The 18,086-nt window shown below is 39.8% G+C and carries 16 protein-coding genes and 7 pseudogenes; 13 read left to right on the top strand and 10 right to left on the bottom strand.

The window, feature by feature from the left end; all coding sequences use genetic code 11:
* Positions 1–65: 65 nt before the first annotated feature.
* The 3 genes and pseudogenes from ACEWFH_RS17245 to ACEWFH_RS17235 all read right to left on the bottom strand — a co-directional run bounded on the left by ACEWFH_RS17245 (position 66) and on the right by ACEWFH_RS17235 (position 1,740).
* A pseudogene (locus tag ACEWFH_RS17245) lies at positions 66–568 on the bottom strand (DMT family transporter).
* Between the two features lie 16 nt (positions 569–584).
* Positions 585–1,286 (bottom strand): Crp/Fnr family transcriptional regulator, encoded by a 702-nt coding sequence (locus ACEWFH_RS17240; protein WP_473724989.1) that lies wholly within the window; start codon positions 1,284–1,286, stop codon positions 585–587.
* Positions 1,287–1,315: 29 nt separating this feature from the next.
* A pseudogene (locus ACEWFH_RS17235) lies at positions 1,316–1,740 on the bottom strand (DMT family transporter).
* 209 nt (positions 1,741–1,949) lie between these two features.
* Here ACEWFH_RS17235 and ACEWFH_RS17230 point away from each other — a divergent pair.
* Positions 1,950–2,855, top strand: a complete 906-nt coding sequence (locus ACEWFH_RS17230) for a hypothetical protein (RefSeq protein ID WP_473724988.1) — start codon at positions 1,950–1,952, stop codon at positions 2,853–2,855.
* Positions 2,856–3,117: 262 nt separating this feature from the next.
* Here ACEWFH_RS17230 and ACEWFH_RS17225 read toward each other — a convergent pair whose 3' ends face one another.
* Positions 3,118–3,738: a cell wall hydrolase gene (locus ACEWFH_RS17225; protein ID WP_473724987.1), complete on the bottom strand. Its 621-nt coding sequence runs from the start codon at positions 3,736–3,738 to the stop codon at positions 3,118–3,120.
* 242 nt (positions 3,739–3,980) lie between these two features.
* Positions 3,981–4,545 (bottom strand): annotated as a pseudogene (locus ACEWFH_RS17220) (lipase family protein).
* 404 nt (positions 4,546–4,949) lie between these two features.
* On the opposite strand from ACEWFH_RS17220, the gene ACEWFH_RS17215 reads away from it, so the two are divergent.
* The gene (locus ACEWFH_RS17215; RefSeq protein ID WP_473724986.1) at positions 4,950–5,300 is read left to right on the top strand and encodes a hypothetical protein; all 351 of its coding nucleotides are present in this window, start codon (positions 4,950–4,952) and stop codon (positions 5,298–5,300) included.
* A gap of 449 nt (positions 5,301–5,749) precedes the next feature.
* Here the strand turns inward: ACEWFH_RS17215 and ACEWFH_RS17210 are convergent.
* Positions 5,750–7,197: pseudogene (locus tag ACEWFH_RS17210) on the bottom strand (MDR family MFS transporter).
* A gap of 326 nt (positions 7,198–7,523) precedes the next feature.
* Here ACEWFH_RS17210 and ACEWFH_RS17205 point away from each other — a divergent pair.
* The 3 genes and pseudogenes from ACEWFH_RS17205 to ACEWFH_RS17195 all read left to right on the top strand — a co-directional run bounded on the left by ACEWFH_RS17205 (position 7,524) and on the right by ACEWFH_RS17195 (position 10,141).
* Positions 7,524–8,245, top strand: a pseudogene (locus ACEWFH_RS17205) (AAA family ATPase).
* 208 nt (positions 8,246–8,453) lie between these two features.
* Entirely contained in the window at positions 8,454–9,815 is a 1,362-nt protein-coding gene (locus ACEWFH_RS17200) for a hypothetical protein (protein WP_473724985.1), read from the top strand.
* A complete protein-coding gene (locus tag ACEWFH_RS17195; protein ID WP_473724984.1) occupies positions 9,788–10,141 on the top strand; it encodes a hypothetical protein in 354 nt (117 codons plus the stop codon). The genes ACEWFH_RS17200 and ACEWFH_RS17195 overlap by 28 nt, the downstream gene beginning before the upstream one ends.
* A 79-nt stretch (positions 10,142–10,220) precedes the next feature.
* Here the strand turns inward: ACEWFH_RS17195 and ACEWFH_RS17190 are convergent, their stop codons facing one another.
* Positions 10,221–10,670, bottom strand: coding sequence for a GNAT family N-acetyltransferase (locus tag ACEWFH_RS17190; RefSeq protein WP_473724983.1), 450 nt, complete (start codon positions 10,668–10,670; stop codon positions 10,221–10,223).
* A 375-nt stretch (positions 10,671–11,045) separates the two neighbouring features.
* Between ACEWFH_RS17190 and ACEWFH_RS17185 the strand changes: the two genes are divergently transcribed.
* Both ACEWFH_RS17185 and ACEWFH_RS17180 read left to right on the top strand, forming a co-directional pair.
* Complete coding sequence (locus tag ACEWFH_RS17185; RefSeq protein ID WP_473724982.1) at positions 11,046–11,381, top strand: avidin-fold protein; 336 nt, start codon at positions 11,046–11,048, stop codon at positions 11,379–11,381.
* A gap of 173 nt (positions 11,382–11,554) precedes the next feature.
* Positions 11,555–12,528: pseudogene (locus tag ACEWFH_RS17180) on the top strand (glycerophosphodiester phosphodiesterase family protein).
* A gap of 53 nt (positions 12,529–12,581) precedes the next feature.
* On the opposite strand, the gene ACEWFH_RS17175 reads toward ACEWFH_RS17180, so the two are convergent.
* The gene (locus tag ACEWFH_RS17175) at positions 12,582–12,731 is read right to left on the bottom strand and encodes a hypothetical protein (protein ID WP_473724981.1); all 150 of its coding nucleotides are present in this window, start codon (positions 12,729–12,731) and stop codon (positions 12,582–12,584) included.
* Positions 12,732–12,831: 100 nt separating this feature from the next.
* On the opposite strand from ACEWFH_RS17175, the pseudogene ACEWFH_RS17170 reads away from it, so the two are divergent.
* The 3 genes and pseudogenes from ACEWFH_RS17170 (at position 12,832) to ACEWFH_RS17160 (ending at position 14,444) form a co-directional block, all read left to right on the top strand.
* Positions 12,832–13,250 (top strand): annotated as a pseudogene (locus ACEWFH_RS17170) (NUDIX hydrolase).
* A gap of 52 nt (positions 13,251–13,302) precedes the next feature.
* Positions 13,303–13,848, top strand: a complete 546-nt coding sequence (locus tag ACEWFH_RS17165) for a hypothetical protein (RefSeq protein ID WP_473724980.1) — start codon at positions 13,303–13,305, stop codon at positions 13,846–13,848.
* A gap of 158 nt (positions 13,849–14,006) precedes the next feature.
* Entirely contained in the window at positions 14,007–14,444 is a 438-nt protein-coding gene (locus tag ACEWFH_RS17160) for a DUF3574 domain-containing protein (protein WP_473724979.1), read from the top strand.
* A gap of 37 nt (positions 14,445–14,481) precedes the next feature.
* On the opposite strand, the gene ACEWFH_RS17155 is transcribed toward ACEWFH_RS17160, so the two are convergent.
* On the bottom strand, positions 14,482–14,991 hold the full coding sequence (locus tag ACEWFH_RS17155) for a DUF6843 domain-containing protein (RefSeq protein ID WP_473724978.1): 510 nt from the start codon (positions 14,989–14,991) through the stop codon (positions 14,482–14,484).
* 183 nt (positions 14,992–15,174) lie between these two features.
* Between ACEWFH_RS17155 and ACEWFH_RS17150 the strand changes: the two genes are divergently transcribed.
* Positions 15,175–16,023, top strand: coding sequence for a DUF2785 domain-containing protein (locus ACEWFH_RS17150; RefSeq protein ID WP_473724977.1), 849 nt, complete (start codon positions 15,175–15,177; stop codon positions 16,021–16,023).
* Positions 16,024–16,317: 294 nt separating this feature from the next.
* On the opposite strand, the gene ACEWFH_RS17145 is transcribed toward ACEWFH_RS17150, so the two are convergent.
* Positions 16,318–16,653 carry a winged helix-turn-helix transcriptional regulator gene (locus ACEWFH_RS17145; protein WP_473724976.1) on the bottom strand — a complete coding sequence of 112 codons (336 nt, stop codon included), beginning with the start codon at positions 16,651–16,653 and terminating at the stop codon, positions 16,318–16,320.
* A 123-nt stretch (positions 16,654–16,776) separates the two neighbouring features.
* On the opposite strand from ACEWFH_RS17145, the gene ACEWFH_RS17140 reads away from it, so the two are divergent.
* Positions 16,777–17,271, top strand: a complete 495-nt coding sequence (locus ACEWFH_RS17140) for a lactoylglutathione lyase family protein (RefSeq protein WP_473724975.1) — start codon at positions 16,777–16,779, stop codon at positions 17,269–17,271.
* A 136-nt stretch (positions 17,272–17,407) separates the two neighbouring features.
* Positions 17,408–18,055: a pentapeptide repeat-containing protein gene (locus ACEWFH_RS17135; protein WP_473724974.1), complete on the top strand. Its 648-nt coding sequence runs from the start codon at positions 17,408–17,410 to the stop codon at positions 18,053–18,055.
* Positions 18,056–18,086: the final 31 nt, after the last annotated feature.

The following is an 18,086-nucleotide window of genomic DNA, read 5'->3' as shown; positions in this document are numbered from 1 at the left end:
AATTTGAGGAGGAAAGAAGGTAATAAGTAGGAGGTTTGCTTTTTTGAACATAAAAAAGAGGAGATTCATGATCTCCCCGCAGCTTGGTGTTTCAACTGACTTTGAACTTCCCGAACTTCGCGCTTTTCCTTAGAAAACCCGCCAAACTTAAACACAATCACACCGCCGATGATTACGAGTACACCAACTAGCTGCTGTGTCGTAAACGGGATTTTTCTAATCCGAACCAGCCTACTGAATCCCACAATAATGCCGATCCGAGCTGTGATGTCAAAACGATGGAAATCGCAAACGTAGGACCGAGCAGCCTCGTTCCTTGGACCAGACATACAACAACTCCCACGCCGATCAACCCACTGAACCAAAACCACGTTTTCATATTGTGCAGAACAAACAGCCCTGTTCCTTCAAAAACAAGCCCGAGCGTCATGGAAGCTAGAAATCCTAGACCTAGCACCAGTGCAGTCGTCGACCACGTTCCGGCGTGGTCATTAACACGCGTGTTGAAAATGTTTTGCAGCCCAACGAGTAAGCCCGCAATAACCGCAAAGAATAAACCTAATAACATTACTAACATCCCCTTTCTATTCGTAAATATTTCTATGGTTGGCAAGCTCGCTTAAGCCGTCCCGATCTTTTACAACGATAAAACCTTTGTGCCGTTCTACTAACCCTTCTGATGAAAGATGTTGAATGACACGGTTCAGATGCCGGTAACTCGTTCCGATCAAATTCGCGGCATCCATTAAGTGACCCGTGCTGAGTTTCCCGCTATAAAGAGCATCCGACTCATCAAAACACACAGACAACAGGTAACTCGCAAAACGCACTTCCACCGGATAAAGCAAGTTAAAGCTTAACGAACTTGATTTCACGTAAAACTTTTCCGTAATCATTTTTAATAAAAACTTCAAAAGCGGTGTGTGATCGCTTGCGAATTTCTTAAGCCAGCGGTGGTGAACGGCAATCATATGAACCTCGGAGACCGCCTCAACCGTATTGATAAAATCCGTACCCTGTACATATTCAATATCACCGACAACATCAAGCGGCGTTTTAAATGAAAGAATGAGCGTCTTGCCTTCAGGTGAGGTGTTGAAGATTTTCAGCTTACCTTTAACTAACAAATACAGATTTTCATATGGGTCACCTTGCGAACAGATCAGCTCACCATGATCATACTGGTGAAGTGTTAAATAGGGCAGAAGATCCTCGTTAAGAATAGGCTCAATTTCGTATGTTTTTATATAATGTTGAAGCAGATCAGGGTTATGCATATCATTCATTTTTCACGTTCACCTCAAGTCTTGCATACTTAAAATTTCAATATCACGACTCCAGCAATCATCATCGCGATTCCGATAAATTGCGGAAGTCTCATTTCTTTTTTATCACACCGAACCAGCCTTTGCCATCGATTAAAAAAGTGATCGCGAGCTGTGAAATCAAAATAACAGCAATCGTCAATGTTACACCGATCGAATGGATGCCATAAATATTACCGTAAATCACAACGGCCGCAAATGAGCCACCCGTCAAATAGATCGGACGCACTTGTCTAAATTGTTTCCATTTTTGATCTTTAACGAACATAACAATCAAAAGCGCTGCAATAAAACCAGTCAATTGCGTGATGGTAGCAGCTTGCCAGGAACCGATGTCTTGGCTGATCCGTGCGTTCGCAACGCCTTGTAAGGTTATAAAAGCACCGGCCAAAAAGGCGAACAGTATTCCTTTCATGTCATCACTTCCCAACGTAAAATTCTATACTTATTAAAGAATAAGTGAAGAGATGTTGGGAAGGACATATGTCCCAAATTGGAAATAATTTTATTAAGCTGTTAAGAAGATGATAGTTTCATGATGAAATAGTGCTTTTCCTTCCCACTTTCCGTATTTTGCGTTAAAATAAAAAACTGCACGAAAATCTCTATGAAAGAGGTAAGAACATGAAACGATTACAAATGTTATCAAACAAAAATAAAAATCAAGATTCTCAATCAATCGACGAAATTAAAAACCGTGAAAGCTGGCTAAAGATTATTATCATTGGAGCATTCGCGTTATTGCTTTTTTATAAAATCGCGACAGCACCATTTGTCTTCCGCTTTTCCGACTTTATATCCGTATTTTGCTCACTGTTCGCTATCGCCATTTCACTCATCTACTTTAACAAAATAAACAAGCTAGAGAAGATGATTGAGTCGTATACGTCTAAAGAAAAAACGGTTGTCACTGCCGAAACGCAACCACTTCCTGTAGAGGAAACTCCAGCAGTTGAACCTGTTGAACAACTAGAGCTTTTTGAAGAAGAAAAAGCAGAGAAACCTGTTGTTGAAGTGAGTGAGGCAGAAGAAGATGAGGAAGCAGAAGAACCGGAAGAAGAAGTGATCTCAGAAGAAATCTGGGAAACGCAACGCATAAAAGAAGAAGAGCTTGCTAAGATTGAGATGGATAAAACGCAGATCTACAACGAGCTTTTCACACGAGCACAGCTAAGCAACGAAGAGATGAAGTATTTCAATGAAAGAATCAGAGAAAAAGAAACGGAAACCTTTAATACAAAGCAAGAATTGAATCAATTTAAAGATCGCATTCAAAATGTATTTAAGAAAACGCCGCAGTTGTTCCAAAAGCGTGATTCCAGAATTGAAGGAATCGTGCGTATGATGAACCCGATCACGCTTAAAAACGCGTCGCTCGAAGATCTGAATCAACGTATGGATCAAGTGATCGACATCATCCCGGAAGAAACGCTTGAATCGTTAGTGAAAGACGGTTATTTAGACAATCAGTATCACCTGACGCGTTCTGGTTACCGTGAATTCATCCACGTAAGCAAAACATTTCAATAAATGAGTAACAAAGGTGTGCCTTGAGTTGGAGGCACACCTTTTAGTATGTAAGAGTCCGTTTGAAGTGTACAAAGAAGGGCGTGTTCGTATCAAACGAACACCACAAAATAATTACGAGGTAATGACCAATAATTACGTGTATAACCTTTATAATTACGTAGATAAAATTATTTATCCGATTTTTGACAAAACCGCTAAACCACCATCAAAAAAGACTCATAAAGGCCGCTTTACTTAACCCAATGAGTCCTCACTATTTACTTTATTGCGCAAAAAGATGATTTCCGATCTTTGTAACAGATGGTCTTGAAAAGATCCAGGTGTTTGTTGCTAGTTCAGGATTGTAGTAATACACTGATCCGTAAGTTGGGTCCCATCCTTGCAGGGCATCCATTACAGCGCGATAAGCATAGCTGCTAGGCTGTAAATCGTATTGACCATCATGAACGGCTGTAAAAGCATTCGTCTGATGGATCACATCACTTATATGGTTTGGAAATGCGGGATCGTCTAAACGATTTAAGATAACTGCCGCTACCGCAACTTTACCTATGTAGGATTCACCTCGTGCCTCACCATGAACAACTCGGGCCATCTGTTCTATGTCATTTAGCATCAAAATGGTTGCAGGACCTGCTACTCCATCAGATGAAAGACTCGTCTTGTACTGAAAATCTGCCACCGCTCGCTCTGTAAGGGGACCATAATACCCCGTCACCGGTCCGTAGAAGAAGCCCATCTTCTTTAGTTTTTCTTGCAGAGCCGAAACCTCATATCCCTGATTGCCATTTTTTAAAAGACCGTGTGCATGGACGTTTGTTGGAACAAATAGAAAACTGACTACAACAAAAAAGAGTAAGAATTTGCTAAGTATATTTCTCATCACTAACTCCTCTCACATCATGATTTCTATATATTATCAATAAAGGATGATTTAGACATGAAGCACATGCTCTATCTTTCAATTGTCGCAACTCACCCCGAAAGTATGAAGTTATGACAATTTACGATACAAAACTACCAACTATTTTAAAAGAGCGTTTCAATTAACAAGGATTGGGTAAATAACAAGTTTGACTCACAAAAAAATAAACCCACCTAACCACATCAGTTAAACAGATTTTGTCATTCACAAAAAGAAGAGTCCGGGCAGAAACCAGGATACTTCGCGCATAGTTCTTTGTAGGCACTTGGATATTGTTTGCTTAGAAAATGGATATAGCAGAGGATTCTGTGGTTTTGGATAAAACGATTATTTTTAAAATTCAATTGAAATTCTTGTCCAATTGGAAGGTTCAGAAGGGGCTTGTTCTTAAAAAAGAGAGGGGTCATGCAATTAGAGATGGCATCATGCACATTGACTATGCGGATGCTGTTTTTCACTTCTTCATAAAATTTTTTAGTAAACGAGGCATCCGCAATCGGTAAGCTCGCAAAACTATAGAGGATAGGATTTTGAAACTGCGTGTTTACAGCGGCATCTAACGTAAACAATGCACCCAGACCGCCGCCAAGGCTATGACCGGTAACAAACAGCTTCTTTTTTTGAAAAAAGCCCGTTGATTTCCCGCAAAAGAGTATCTCTAAATGTACTATAGATCCGGGTAATCCCTCGATGGGTTTTACCACTGTTTTTAACATGAGGGTAAGGAGTTTGCGTGACGTCCAAATACGAACACACATTGTCCATGGTCTTCGTTCCTCGAAAGGCGACCACCACAGAATCCTTTGACTCGGCAATGAAACCGAATGTCTCACCTGAACTCGAAGTAATCTCACGTTTCAGCTGAAAATGTGGGGGCAGCATAAAAGCGCACGCATCGTTAACCATATATGCTTGATACGACATCACAGCCAGAAAGAGAGCGAGATTCCCATCAAACGCAAACATCTCTTTATTTTTTCACATCGATCACTTCCTTCACATCACCGATTAAATAGTATATGAAGAATGAGGTGGACAAGTATAGACAAGTACACTAATGTGATTAACTAATTTTTTGACGTGCTGGGAGTCTAGCTGTTTAGCAGGCAGGGAGAATGGTTACATAATAGAGGTATGTACTTTTGTCAGAGATAGAGAGGACGTTTTTTATGCTTACGAAAACAATGCTTAGTTTCATTTTTGTAATAGGATTTGCACTCGTACACTTAAGCTCAAAGTACATAAGTTTTATAAAGGAATCGCCGCGCAGCAAGTTTCTATCGTTTGCAGGTGGTGTAGCTGTTTCTTATGTGTTTCTGCATTTGCTACCCGATCTGAATCACTATCAGGAAAAAGTTGAACCAACGCTTGATAAAGGGATTGGCAAATATATTGAAGATCATATTTATCTCATTGCCATGCTCGGACTTGCTCTTTTCTATGGACTCGAACGAATGGTGAAGAAATCAAAAAGAAGCGAAGCGGCAGCTCCAACACGGACGATGCTCCTGCTTCACTAGGGGTTTTCTGGATTCATACCGCGTCATTCTTTATTTATAATGCAGTGATCGGTTACTTGCTCATAAGGGAAGAGTACGAAACAAAATGGGGAATGTTCTTCTTCTTTACAGCGCTGAGTATCCACTTTGTTGCGAACGACTGGGGTCTTAGAAAAGATCATAAACATACCTACGACAAATACGGGAGGGTTCTTCTTACCATCGCGATTTTGTTAGGTGGGGAATCGGTGCGCTAACGGTTGTTCATGAGCTGATTCTTTCTATACTTGTTGCTCTTCTTGCGGGAGGCATCATACTTAACGTTCTAAAAGAAGAACTGCCAAAAGATCAGGAAAGCAGTTTCCTTGCCTTTATCACAGGTTTAGTGGGTTATTCGGGTTTGATGATGCTGGTTTAAAATACTACTGAAAAAAAGAGCGGTCCAATTTGTGATGGACCACTCCGTTGTCTTATTCTGCAGTTTGTTCTCGATGTTTTATCAAAAGGAAAGAGACGCCAATTCCGATAACCGTGAGCACGAGCATCACTCCGTAAATGGCATGAACACCGGAAGCTACGATTTCTTGGAGCTGCGCCAATTGGCCGACCGGCAGTTCACCCCCATGCTCAAAAGAAGCATTCAGATCAAGGTCTTGCCCAGCTTTCTCAGCTCTTGAAAGTGTGATCAAGTTGAAAATGGTACCGAAAACAGCTGAGCCGAGCGTTTGACTGAACGTATTTGTGAACGTGTTGGACGCTACAGCTACTCCTCGTTTATTTGACGGAACAGAAGCTTGAATGATTAACATATAGATCGGGGTGATGAGCCCCATTCCGAGACCCAGCACGCCTGAAGCCACATAGATCAGGAACGTTGGTGAATGTGCATCTAATAAGTAGAAAATGAGTGAAGCCGCACTTACTACACTAATGCCAAGTGTAATAATCCAGTTATCTCTCAACCGCCCGACTAGATTACCAGCGACGAGTGAACCTAGCGTCCACATAACAGGAAGCGGCATTAGCACAAACCCCGCTTGCGTTGCCGTTTTCCCCATCACCCCTTGACTCCAAATCGGCAAGTAGATCGTGATACATATAACAACTGCGCCAGAAATGAGCGTGAGTGAATTTACGATCAACACACTTTTATTTGAAAAAAGGTTAAGCGGTATGAGCGGCTCAGGTGACTTTTTCTCGATATAGACAAATCCGACAAAAAGGAGGGCCGCAATAACGAAAAGACCGATAATCATCGGATTGCCCCACTCTTGTGTTTGGCTTCCTGTTAACAGCGCGTACAAAAAGGCGATTGTCGCAAGCGAAAAGGTGACAGCTCCCCAATAATCAATGTAAGGTTTTCCTTTTGAAAGATTCTCTTTATAATTCGCGGCCAGCATGAAGAAGGCCAAAAGCCCGAACGGAATATTCAAGAAAAAGATATAGCGCCACGACAATGTATCAACGAGGAAACCGCCTGCTAAAGGACCGAGCACACCGGCAACGCCCCAAACGGCAGAAATCCAGCCTTGTGCTTTAGCTCGTTCTTTCGCTTCAGAATAAAGATCCCCAATGATCGTCATCGTAATCGGCATAACAGCACCAGCCCCGAGACCTTGAATCGCACGATAGAAGATAAGCTGTTCCATCGACATTGCGATTCCGCAAAGAGCGGAACCTACCAAGAATAGAATAATACCCGCAAGTATTACTTTTTTCGGCCAAACAAGTCAGCGAGTTTTCCATAGATCGGAGTGGAAACCGCAGTCGCTAGCATATAGACCGCATATACCCAGCTCACGAGCTCGATGCCAGACAAGTCGCTCGTAATTCGTGGAACCGCCGTGCTCACAATCGTTCCCTCCATCGCAGCAAGAACGGTCACAAGCAATAAAGCGGTCATAATTTGTTTTCTCATAAAAGTCCTCCTCAACAGCACATACAGCAAAATAATCAGATTGTTCATATAGTTAAATAAATCATAAAAAAATTGAGTGCAACCAAGAATATAGTTTATCACGTTGGTGAAGGATAAGCTATTGTGACGGACTATATGTGACGGTTTTAGCGACTGGACAAATTATTACTTGAATCGGACAGATTATTAGATGAATCCGACAGATTATTACTTGAAACGGACAGATTATTAGACGAATCCGACAGATTATCGCTCCAATCGGACAGATTACACCTGCTCAAGCAATGAACGAGAGATTTTTGTTATAATTTTCATGGGTGATGCTAATGTTTTTAAAACGAATTAAGCTTTTACGTGACGATATCAATTCATTTAAAGCCTATCCTTTCTCCATACCCGCTATTAAACATCTGGATGAGCTGCATCTTGAAAAAACGTAACCTTTTTTGTGGGAGAGAACGGTACAGGGAAATCCACATTGTTAGAAGCCATAGCAGACAAATGCGATTTTAATACAGCAGGCGGTGGCCGCAACAATACATATGACGTTTATGCTTCACAATCTGAACTCGGAAATTATGTAAGACTTTCGTGGATGCCTAAAGTTACGAATGGCTTCTTTTTGCGCGCGGAATCGTTCTACAGCTTTGCCACTCATATCGATGAAGTGGACTCAACAGGATTTAGAGATTATGGGGGACGGTCACTGCACAAACAATCGCACGGAGAATCTTTTTTATCTCTCTTTTTACATCGTTTTAAAGGGAAAGCGATCTACCTGCTGGATGAACCAGAGGCAGCTCTTTCACCGTCAAGGCAGTTAACTTTTCTTAAGATTATTCATGATTTGACTTCCCGTGGTGATACACAATTTATCATTGCCACGCATTCTCCAATTCTTTTGGGTTATCCAAGTTCGGACATCGTTAGTTTTGATAATGGCAAAATTTCAAAAGTAGACTATGAAACAACGGATCATTATCAAGTAACAAAATACTTTTTAAATAATAGAGAGAAGTTTTTGTCAGAGCTTCTTAAAGATGATTAAGGTCCCTGTTTCCATATTTGGATACTGGGGCTTTTTTTCTCATATTCTGGTTCAGGCTGAAGGAAAGGAGGATAAGGAAAGTGAACATGAATAGATGTAAATGAAGAACTAAATTATTCCAAAATATAGATTGAATTTCCTTTAGGGATAAATTAGAATAAATCGAATGCTGTACTGTTCATTAAATTTGAATGTAAAAGGTGAAGAGATGAACGAATTAAAAGTCAGAAGTATGCTGAAACAGATTAAAAGTGATGACCCTGATAAGCGGTTTGAGGGACTCGATCTACTATATGAATTTAAAGTAGAGGAAAACGAACGAATTCGTCTGGAACTTTTGTTAGAAATGATAGAAGTAGCTGCGCGCAAATTTCCAAAATCTGTTGATAAGTGGGATAACCCATCGTTCTATTTAATCGATTTTGTCTGTGATTATCCGATGCCTGAAGTGATCGACCACTTAATTAAACATTTTGATTCCTTCTCACCAGCTGCGCAAATAAGAGCAGTTGAACTTTTTTTATTAACAGAGGATGAAGAGATCTTTTTTGAAATAGAAGAAAAGCTTGCAAGATTGATAAACGAAGAGGAAGTTCATCTTCCTGTCGAGCAACTTGTGAACTTTCCTGTATTCGTTCGAAACATCTTGAACAAAACGATCGATCGCATCCACACGCCTCATTACAAGTTCATGATGTATGACATGATTCATTCCGTTACCGAATCTGGGGTGGAGTGGGAATATAAAAAGAATATCGTTCTTCCAATTCTCCTAGCAGACTATGAAACAACGAGAAGGGAATACCTTTCTTACGATAAAGAATACTCTGCCAAGTTCGTTTACACCGCTTGGAAAGAAGAGTACATTTCCATTCGTTTTCACATGGGGCTTCTTTTGCAGTTGATGAACTACTACTATACGCTTGAATGCGAAGAGTATTTAAGCGAAGCGGTACATTTCAAAGATCCACTCATTGCTGAAAAAGCTGTAATCGTAAGTTTAATCAAACACGTGAAAGTAGAAGAAGAAGTTCTCGTTACGTTAGCGGAGAACTTAGAGAGTGCGGAAGATTTTTATTGGGATTTGAAGGGTGCCAACAAAGAGAACCTTTACCCGATCAAAGATAAAAAACAGCCGATCATCGCCAAGTCGAAATTGTTCACTCATCTCGTTTACATGCAGGATGAGGAAGATGAGAGATTGTTAGGCAAGTTCCCTGAACACATCAATGTTCTGGATTCAATCGATACCGAGAACCAATACGGCCAGCCGGTACGGTATTATTTATTGAATTTCAAAGAATCAGGTACAGATTATGTAGGCTGGGCAGGCGGCTTCTCTTTAGAAGACGGAGATGACACGGCTCATGTTTGGGAAGGAACGTATACTGATTTTGTGGAGCTTGATGCTAAATCAATCGAACAGCACAAAGAGGAATTTTTGCGAAGCGAGAAGACACGAAGCAACAGCTTCATAATGAAATTCATTTTGAAAGCTCGCCAAAGCTATCAAAAGGCATGTGGTTCTTTTATGCGATTCTGTTGTCGGACTGGACAACGACTTTTATAGATGGCATTGACGATGGAATCTACTTTTCTATTGGTTTTACGGTGATCGGTCTGATTTTAACTGTTCTTGAGTTTTGGAAGATTAAGAGAAGTAAGGTGTTGATCGTCGGGCACGATCTTGTTGTGCAAAAAGGCAGCAAGACAAACGTGATACGAATTCAGGATATTAAAAAAGTGAAGTACAACAAAAAAAGAATCTCGGTCTTCAACAAGAAGAATGAGGAACAGCTTCTCATTCCGATGAAGTGGGTCGATTACGATCATTTTGCTTATGTGTTGATGGAACAAACGGAACATCTACGCGATCGCCCTTTTATTGAAGAATAGGTAGCTATTGGAAGTGGTTGACCTCCGTTCCAGGTGCTCTCTTTCCGCGGGGCAGAACCAAAAAACCAACCGATTGCACTTATTCCGGTTGGTTTTTCTGCATTTTATCCGTAATTTCATAAGGGTCATAAATCATCACAAAGGTAGAGAAGGGAATCTGATCGCCTGTAACCTCCTCAACTAATGAAAAACCTAGATGCTTATAGATTCTTACATTTTGCATCGTTTCGGTTTGAAGCAAACAAAAGGTCTTTCTTTTCTTTGTTTCTTCAATAGCTGCCTTCATCATTTTTGTCATATGTCCCTTATGCCGGTGAGCGGGATCCACACATACAGAATCGACCAAGAGGAAGTTGTCGTATCGTTTTTTATATTTTGCCAAAGTGCTGTTGGCGGGAGTCAGCCTGCTCGCTTTCCTCATAAATTCGATCAGCGACAGATGAATCAGAAACTGTGGAAGACGAATGGCACACGTTAACGCCGCATAAAACAGCTTTCCTACCTTTGTTTTCTCCCCATGCTGTGACACGCAAAAAAGCCCCTCCACATGATCAGAAGTCACATACAATCGTCCATTTGACTGAAGGACCTGAATGACAATAGGAAAGGTCATCCTCAAGATTTTTCTTCTTTTTTGGGGGACGGGAAAGAAATAGATGAACATGGGATTATCGATAAAGGAATTGGTCAGTATCTCACTTGCTCGTTTTAGGTGTCGTTTTTGTAACGGCACTAAGTGATCATACATGAAGTGATCTCCCTCCGATGCTGTAACCCAACTATATGCAAAGAAAAGTTGTATATATTCTAAAACCTATATAAAACATAGCGGTAATATTGTTGGAAGAAACCGATATGTTATGTTAAATTATGTGAATATTATAAAAATAGGAGGCTTCATACATTGACTCATTATGATGGCAAAACATTTGTCTCGGTTCAAAACTCTGCAAATGGAGAGGTGTCTTCTCAAACGATCTTTCACTACAAACAAGAAGAAAACATTGTAACAGCTACATATGCTGGCGGGGAAATTGTCAGTGGAACATTGATTGGAATCGTAAACGATGATGGCAGTTTGCAGTTTAGGTACAATCATGTCAACAAACTCAATGAAATTAGAGGAGGAGAATGTCATTCAACACCTGAAATGCTAGGTGACGGAAGAATTCGGCTGCATGAAAAGTGGAAATGGGCTGAAGGAAGTCAAGGAGAATCCGTGATAGAGGAAGTGAAATAATTTTTGAATAAGTAAAAACAAAAACAGAATGCCTCGTGCTCTCTGTTTTTTTATGTGCAGTATTTGTCATTCTATCAATTTATCACCAAAGTATCATAGACAAGCTATGGAGGTGCAGGATGAAATTTACATATAATAAAGGGGATATCGAAGGAAAGTAAGGGGAATTTTATATGAAACGAAAAAGAATAAAAGTGCTTCTTTTGTTAGTAGCTTTGATTGCGTTTCTGTACGTGAACAATAGCTCCCTTTTTTCAAAAAAGGATGAAGTGGAAACACCCTGGCTACTCGCACACAGAGGAATGGCTCAAACGTTTGATATGGAAGGTATCACTGGTGACACCTGTACGGCTGAAGTGATCCATGAGCCTGAACATATGTTTCTAGAAAACACCATTTCTTCAATGGAGGCAGCTTTTAATGAGGGGGCGGACGTTGTTGAATTCGATGTTCACATGACAAAAGACAATGATTTTGCGGTATTCCATGATTGGACATTAGAGTGCAGAACAAATGGTGAAGGCGTAACAAGAGAACATACGATGAAAGAACTGAAGCAACTAGATATTGGCTACGGATATACGGCGGACAATGGGAAAACGTATCCTTTCCGTGGCAAAGGAATAGGGCTCATGCCTTCACTTGATGAGGTGTTGACCGCATTTCCGAATAAGTCTTTCTTAATCCATATAAAAAGTGATGACCCTGATGAGGGGAGCTGCTTGCCAAACATTTATCAAAGTTGCCGAAAGACAGATTGACTCAACTCTCTGTTTATGGCGGAGATCAGCCTGTTAAGTCGTTAAAAGAAAAAATTCCCGAAATGCGGGTCATGTCAAAAGAAACGATGAAAAACTGCTTGCTTCCATACATGGCAGTAGGTTGGACGGGATACGTGCCATCAAAGTGTGAAAACACACAAATTCATATGCCAGAAAGTTATGGTAAATGGATGTGGGGCTGGCCTGGAAAATTCATCAGCCGATTAGAGGAAAAAGGGACAAAAGTTCTCATTGTTGCGGGTGACGGAGGCTGGTCTGAAGGATTCGATTCAGTGGAAGACCTTAAAAGATTACCGGACCATTACTCAGGAGGAATCTGGACAAATCAGATTGATCAGATTGTGGATGAAGTGGATCGCAAGTAAATAGTTAAAAAAGAGAAGTAGACCGAAATCTATTTCTCATTTCTTTATGTTCTTTAGTTCACTGTACGCTCAGAATCTTTTTCATAGGCGATCACAACGAGATTTTTGTTCGACTGTCCACTTAATTTCTCTTCGAACGATTGCAGCTCACTAACCAAATCATCAGATAGATTGGCAGCTGCATATTCTTTATTCTTATCCATGAGTATCAACTCTCCTTTTTACCCCTATTCTTACCAACACTGTTATGAAATAAACGAATAGTAAGGGATACATGATTTAAAAGAAGGAGAAACAAATGATATGAAAAGAGTAGATGTTACATATGTCCTTCTCTTTGATGAGACAGGTGAAAAGGTCTTACTGGTGAAGAATAAAGGAAAAGGTGCTTCATACTATACACTTCCTGGAGGAGCAGTCGAACCTGGAGAAACCCTCGAAGAAGCAGCTAAACGCGAAGTAAAAGAAGAAACAGGTTTGGAAGTTGAACTGCATGGAATCTTCTCTGTAAATGAAGCTTTTTTGAAGATAGAGGACACCACGCTGTTTTCTTTATATTTAAAGGGCAAATCGTTGGTGGTGAAATAGGTATCTCATTCCCAGAGGAAATTGAAGAAATCACTTGGATGGATGCTGAAACAGCAGAACAATATGTCCATTTAAGAAGTGATGTAAAAGGATTAATAAAAAACGCAACTTCAGCACCTTATATCCTCAGATAAATAAATCTACCAATTAGCATTACTCCAATAAACTCATATGAAGAGGTGACACATGGACAAAACGATGCAATCCCATTTTGAAAATCTAAATTCACCCGACAGAAACGTTCAGTACGAAGCTTACAACCAAATTATTGCTGCAACAAAAACACCTGTTGATTGGGCTTATGAAGTCTGGGATCAGTTGAAGTATGATCTTGATGACACTGACAATCACCGAAGATCTAGAGCGGCACAATTTCTCGCGCATGTAGCAATCAGCGACCCTGAGAAAAGAATACTAGGCGATTTTCCTGCGATTTGGAATGTGACCTATGATAAGAAATTTGTGACTGCTCGTCATAGCTTGCAATCCATTTGGAGAATTGCACTTGCTGGCAGTGAACAAAAAGAGATGGTCCTTAAACACCTCGTCGACCGTTTTCATACTTGTGAAGAAGAAAAGAATGGCACGTTGATTCGAAACGATATTTTGCAAAACCTTAGAAATGTATATGATGAGACGAACGATGATGAAATTAAACAAATCGCTATGAATTTGATTGAAACTGTAACAGACGCTAAATACAAAAAGAAGTATTTGGGAATTTGGAAATAAATTAATAACGAAATGCTCTATGAGTATAGTCCCTCTAATCGTTTACTAGGATTTGAACCTTTCAACCTATTCCACAAACACACCGATTTCTTTACACTGTATCTTATTATCGATTTAAAGTGTGAAAAGGAGTGGACAGGTTGAAGGGGAGCAAAATTTTGTATGGGGTTTTATCACTTGTATTGATTAGTTTTCTAGGGTTGTTTTTAAACAATACAAGTCACCCAGAAAGTATTCAAGCGAAAGAAACGAACGCATTAAAGGGGCAATACCATCTTGATGAGGTTATCAAAATCTATGTTCCATCGACATACAATGTAGATCAGCCGATCGATAACACGCCTTACGTGAATCAGTCACTTGAGACGTTCTCTAAAATGTTTGGCGGGGCAACGGCGGTCGAAGGAACAGGAGCATGGGTGGCGGAAGACGATCAACTTGTAAAAGAAAAGGTTACGATCGTTTATAGCTTTGCCGAAGATTTAGACAAGAAAAGTATCAATGCAGTGGTAGCGTACGCAAAATCTTTGAAAGAAGAGATGAAGCAATCAGCGATATCTCTGGAAGTAGACGGAAAAATGTATTTTATCGAATAGAAAAACGCTGCAAGGGTTTAACCCCTTTGCAGCGTTTTTATTTTTTCATACCCAACTCTTTAAAATAATGTTTGCCGACATGATTGACCTGAGCATTAAAGTCATTTCTTCCGTTCTCTTTAAAAGTAGGACCACAATTAGAAGAAGTCACTTGAATGACCGAGTACTTAATATCTTCACCATTTTTACCTGTAAAGCCACCGTTTGACCCAAGGCTGATACATTGCTCATTGATCTCTTTTCGTTTGCCTTTATCATCCACATAATAATATTGGTCGTTCACAACACCGTAGATCATATCTTTTGTGGATGTGAAATAAACACCGTACTGACTAATCTCCGTATCTTTTAACTCTTTTAACGTTTTTTCCTTTACGGGAATCACCGTATAGCCGTCTTCCTTTTTTAATGCAGGCTCATCGGGCATATTGTAAAACGTAAAGATTGATCCTTCAAAGCCTTCCGGAATCAGGAAAATATTCTTTGTTGTTTCCTGTTTATTGAATTCGCAGCCTGCTAAAAACAGTATGGATATCAGAAAAATCATATATTTTCTCAATTGATTTCACTCTCTCAATGAATTTCTTTTATTGTATCATTCTATCCAAAAATTCGATAACAAGTAGCCCCATTACACAGAATTGTAACGGGTTATACAAAAAATACCAAAAAATAACGCTTATTGTATAATGGAGAGGAAGGGAACTATTTACAATCAGGGGGCAAAGGGATGACAACATTATTAACAAGTAACGTGCAATTCACAGAAAATGCGTTATATATGATTTTAAATGATATAAAAAATGGACAAAAAACATGGGATGGTGAAAATAAGAAGGCGAACGTGGATGCAATGATCACTCACATTGGTTCCCCAACTAGCGATTTAAGAGAGTTGGTGTACCGATCATTTTGCGAGTTGATCATCGACAATCAACTTGAACATAAGGTATTGATAGAGCTTATGGATTATAGCTTAGACAACCTTTTATATAAGGGGATTGGCGAAAACGAAACGGATTCAGTATTTACAAGAGCGTTTACGACCCTGTTGATTGATGTGATCATCTACAAAGACAATGAAGCAGATTTTCTACCTCAAGAAACGGTGATGAGAGCGAAAGATGCTGTCATTCAATATATCCACTTGGAACAAGATATAAGAGGATATGTTCCTGTAAAAGGTTGGGCACATAGTGTAGCGCATGTTGCAGACACGTGTGGTGAGCTGCTGAAAAGTGAGAAAGTCGATCAGGAGGATTATTTTAAAATCATAGCGCCGCTTTTGAAAAAGTACTGCAATGCCCAAACCGTGCTTGTGCATGGAGAAGATGATCGAGTGGTAAAGCCGGTTCTAACGATGTTGAACAAAGGAGTCGGAATAGAAGAGTTGGAGACATTCGTTAACGAGATTCCGGCAAATTTAAAAGCACAAAAAGAAGAGTTAGCCCCAGAAGTGTATTGGTATGTTATGGCTAACTGCAGATCGTTGTTAAAGAGTCTTTATCTAGGTGTTAGTGGGGATGAACAGCATGTTTCTTTAGGAGAAACCATAAGAAAAAGCTTGTCCGAGATCTGAAAACATAAAAAAATAAGAGGCTGACTCAAAGTATTGAGTTTATGCCTCTTTTTTGTGCAAATAAGGGCTAGACTTGGAGTGAACTGTATTCTCAGGAAAAGCATTTCGAGGTTATGTACGTACAGAACGAACACTTGAAATTATATTCACATTAATTTCAATAATTTCACATTAATCGCAATAATTTCACGTTAATCTCTATATATTCACGTTAAATGCAATAATTTCACGTTAGTTAAAATTCACCCTGAATATAGGTAACTTCCGACGAAATAAGATTCACTCCGCCAACACTCAAACCAAATCCCCATGCTCCATTCCCCATACATGCATCTGCTTCAAAATCGGCATCAACGTCGCACCTAACTCGGTCATCGAGTATTCCACTTTTGGCGGAACGGTGTGATATGCTTTTCGCTGGATAAAACCATCTTCTTCAAGCTCTTTCAGCTGTTGCGTGAGCACTTTATGTGTGACGCCTGTCAACAAACTCCGCAATTCGTTATAGCGCAGCGTGCCGTCTTCGCCTAAATGCCATAGAATGACAGTCTTCCATTTACCGCCGATCTTTTGCAGCGTATATTCAATCGAACATTTCAATTTGCCGTCTTTATTTAAAGGAGCATCCATAATACAATCTGTCCTTTCTTACCTCCAGGATAGTATGTCACTTAAAAGTGCGTTCTTACATACGAGGAGAGTGTCTGGGTATAATGATTCCTGTAATCAACAAAAACAAGGAGGAATATGAATATGCCAATCTATCCTAGAACATTTTCTCATATCGGACTATCTGTGCCAAACTTAGAGGAAGCGATCAAATTTTACACTGAGGTCTTCGGGTGGTACGTGATCATGGAGCCTTCTGATGTAGAGAATGATGATACACCGATCGGACAAATGTGTCGTGATGTATTCGGTAACGACTGGGAAACATTCCGAATCGCTCACTTAGCAACAGGTGACAAGATTGGAATCGAGCTGTTTGAGTTTCCGCACAATGAGAAGCCAGAAAACAACTTTGAATATTGGAAAACGGGGTTATTTCACTTTTGTATACAAGATCCTGATATTGAAGGAATCGTCGAAAAAATTAAAGCGTATGGCGGAAAACAGCGCATGCCTATCCGTGAATATTATCCGAACGAAAAACCTTATAAGATGGTGTATGTAGAAGACCCGTTCGGCAACATCTTTGAGATTTACACGCATAGCTACGAGCTTACTTACTCACAAGGTGCTTACTAAAAGGCTTGAAAACTGCTGACATTTTGCTCAGCAGTTTTTTCGTTGCACAGACTTTCACCAAAAAGAAAAAGACTTAAATTTATTTCCGCACTTCTATAAGCTAGTAATAACAGCATTAGGACGGAGGAAATAACTGATGAAGAATTTTAAAGTGGAACTGCCTAGAATTCATCCGGATTTGAAAGAGGCAAAGTTCAGCGATATTTATAATGATGAAGATCCTTACCTTCTTGAAAGAGCAGTGATAGGGGATTTTATTGAAAATGAAGATGTTGAAAAATTAGTCCTTTCAAAAGTTACGTTTAACAATGTGACGATGATGGATTCTAACTTTTCCAGAGTGGACATGACAGATGTGGTATTTGAAAACTGTGATCTATCCAATACGAACTTTAAAGAAGGCATTCTGTTTAGAGTCTTATTCAAAGATTGTAAGTTGATGGGACTGGATTTAGAAGAAGCCAATCTTAGAAATGTGACGTTTGAAAATTGTAAATTGGACATGAGTGGCTTTGTAGATGCCGATCTAAAGCCAGTCATATTCGAAAACTCTTCGTTAAAAAGTGCAAATTATTATGGTGCGAAGTTAAGCAAAGTGAAGTTTAATCAATGTAATCTAGAAGATGTTGATTTTACAGAAACCACGTTGACCGGTATAGATATTAGCACATGTAAGTTCAATAACATCAACGTGGACATCAAAAGTTTGAAAGGCTGCATCGTATCCCGTGAACAAGCCATTGGTTTCTCGACGCTATTAGGATTAAAAGTGAGAGAAGAATAATGACATAGCCGGAAAAAAACACTTCATTTCA

Source organism: Fictibacillus sp. EA-CB0309 (assembly GCF_055814265.1).
This window is presented reverse-complemented; position numbering and strand designations above follow the sequence as displayed.

Excerpts from the sequence above, each read along its gene's own strand:
- ACEWFH_RS17240 (WP_473724989.1), bottom strand. The coding sequence starts at position 1,286 with ATGAATGATATGCATAACCCTGATCTGCTTCAACATTATATAAAAACA.
- ACEWFH_RS17230 (WP_473724988.1), top strand. The coding sequence starts at position 1,950 with ATGAAACGATTACAAATGTTATCAAACAAAAATAAAAATCAAGATTCT.
- ACEWFH_RS17225 (WP_473724987.1), bottom strand. The coding sequence starts at position 3,738 with ATGAGAAATATACTTAGCAAATTCTTACTCTTTTTTGTTGTAGTCAGT.
- ACEWFH_RS17215 (WP_473724986.1), top strand. The coding sequence starts at position 4,950 with ATGCTTACGAAAACAATGCTTAGTTTCATTTTTGTAATAGGATTTGCA.
- ACEWFH_RS17200 (WP_473724985.1), top strand. The coding sequence starts at position 8,454 with ATGAACGAATTAAAAGTCAGAAGTATGCTGAAACAGATTAAAAGTGAT.
- ACEWFH_RS17175 (WP_473724981.1), bottom strand. The coding sequence starts at position 12,731 with ATGGATAAGAATAAAGAATATGCAGCTGCCAATCTATCTGATGATTTG.
- ACEWFH_RS17165 (WP_473724980.1), top strand. The coding sequence starts at position 13,303 with ATGGACAAAACGATGCAATCCCATTTTGAAAATCTAAATTCACCCGAC.
- ACEWFH_RS17155 (WP_473724978.1), bottom strand. The coding sequence starts at position 14,991 with ATGATTTTTCTGATATCCATACTGTTTTTAGCAGGCTGCGAATTCAAT.
- ACEWFH_RS17150 (WP_473724977.1), top strand. The coding sequence starts at position 15,175 with ATGACAACATTATTAACAAGTAACGTGCAATTCACAGAAAATGCGTTA.
- ACEWFH_RS17145 (WP_473724976.1), bottom strand. The coding sequence starts at position 16,653 with ATGGATGCTCCTTTAAATAAAGACGGCAAATTGAAATGTTCGATTGAA.
- ACEWFH_RS17140 (WP_473724975.1), top strand. The coding sequence starts at position 16,777 with ATGCCAATCTATCCTAGAACATTTTCTCATATCGGACTATCTGTGCCA.
- ACEWFH_RS17135 (WP_473724974.1), top strand. The coding sequence starts at position 17,408 with ATGAAGAATTTTAAAGTGGAACTGCCTAGAATTCATCCGGATTTGAAA.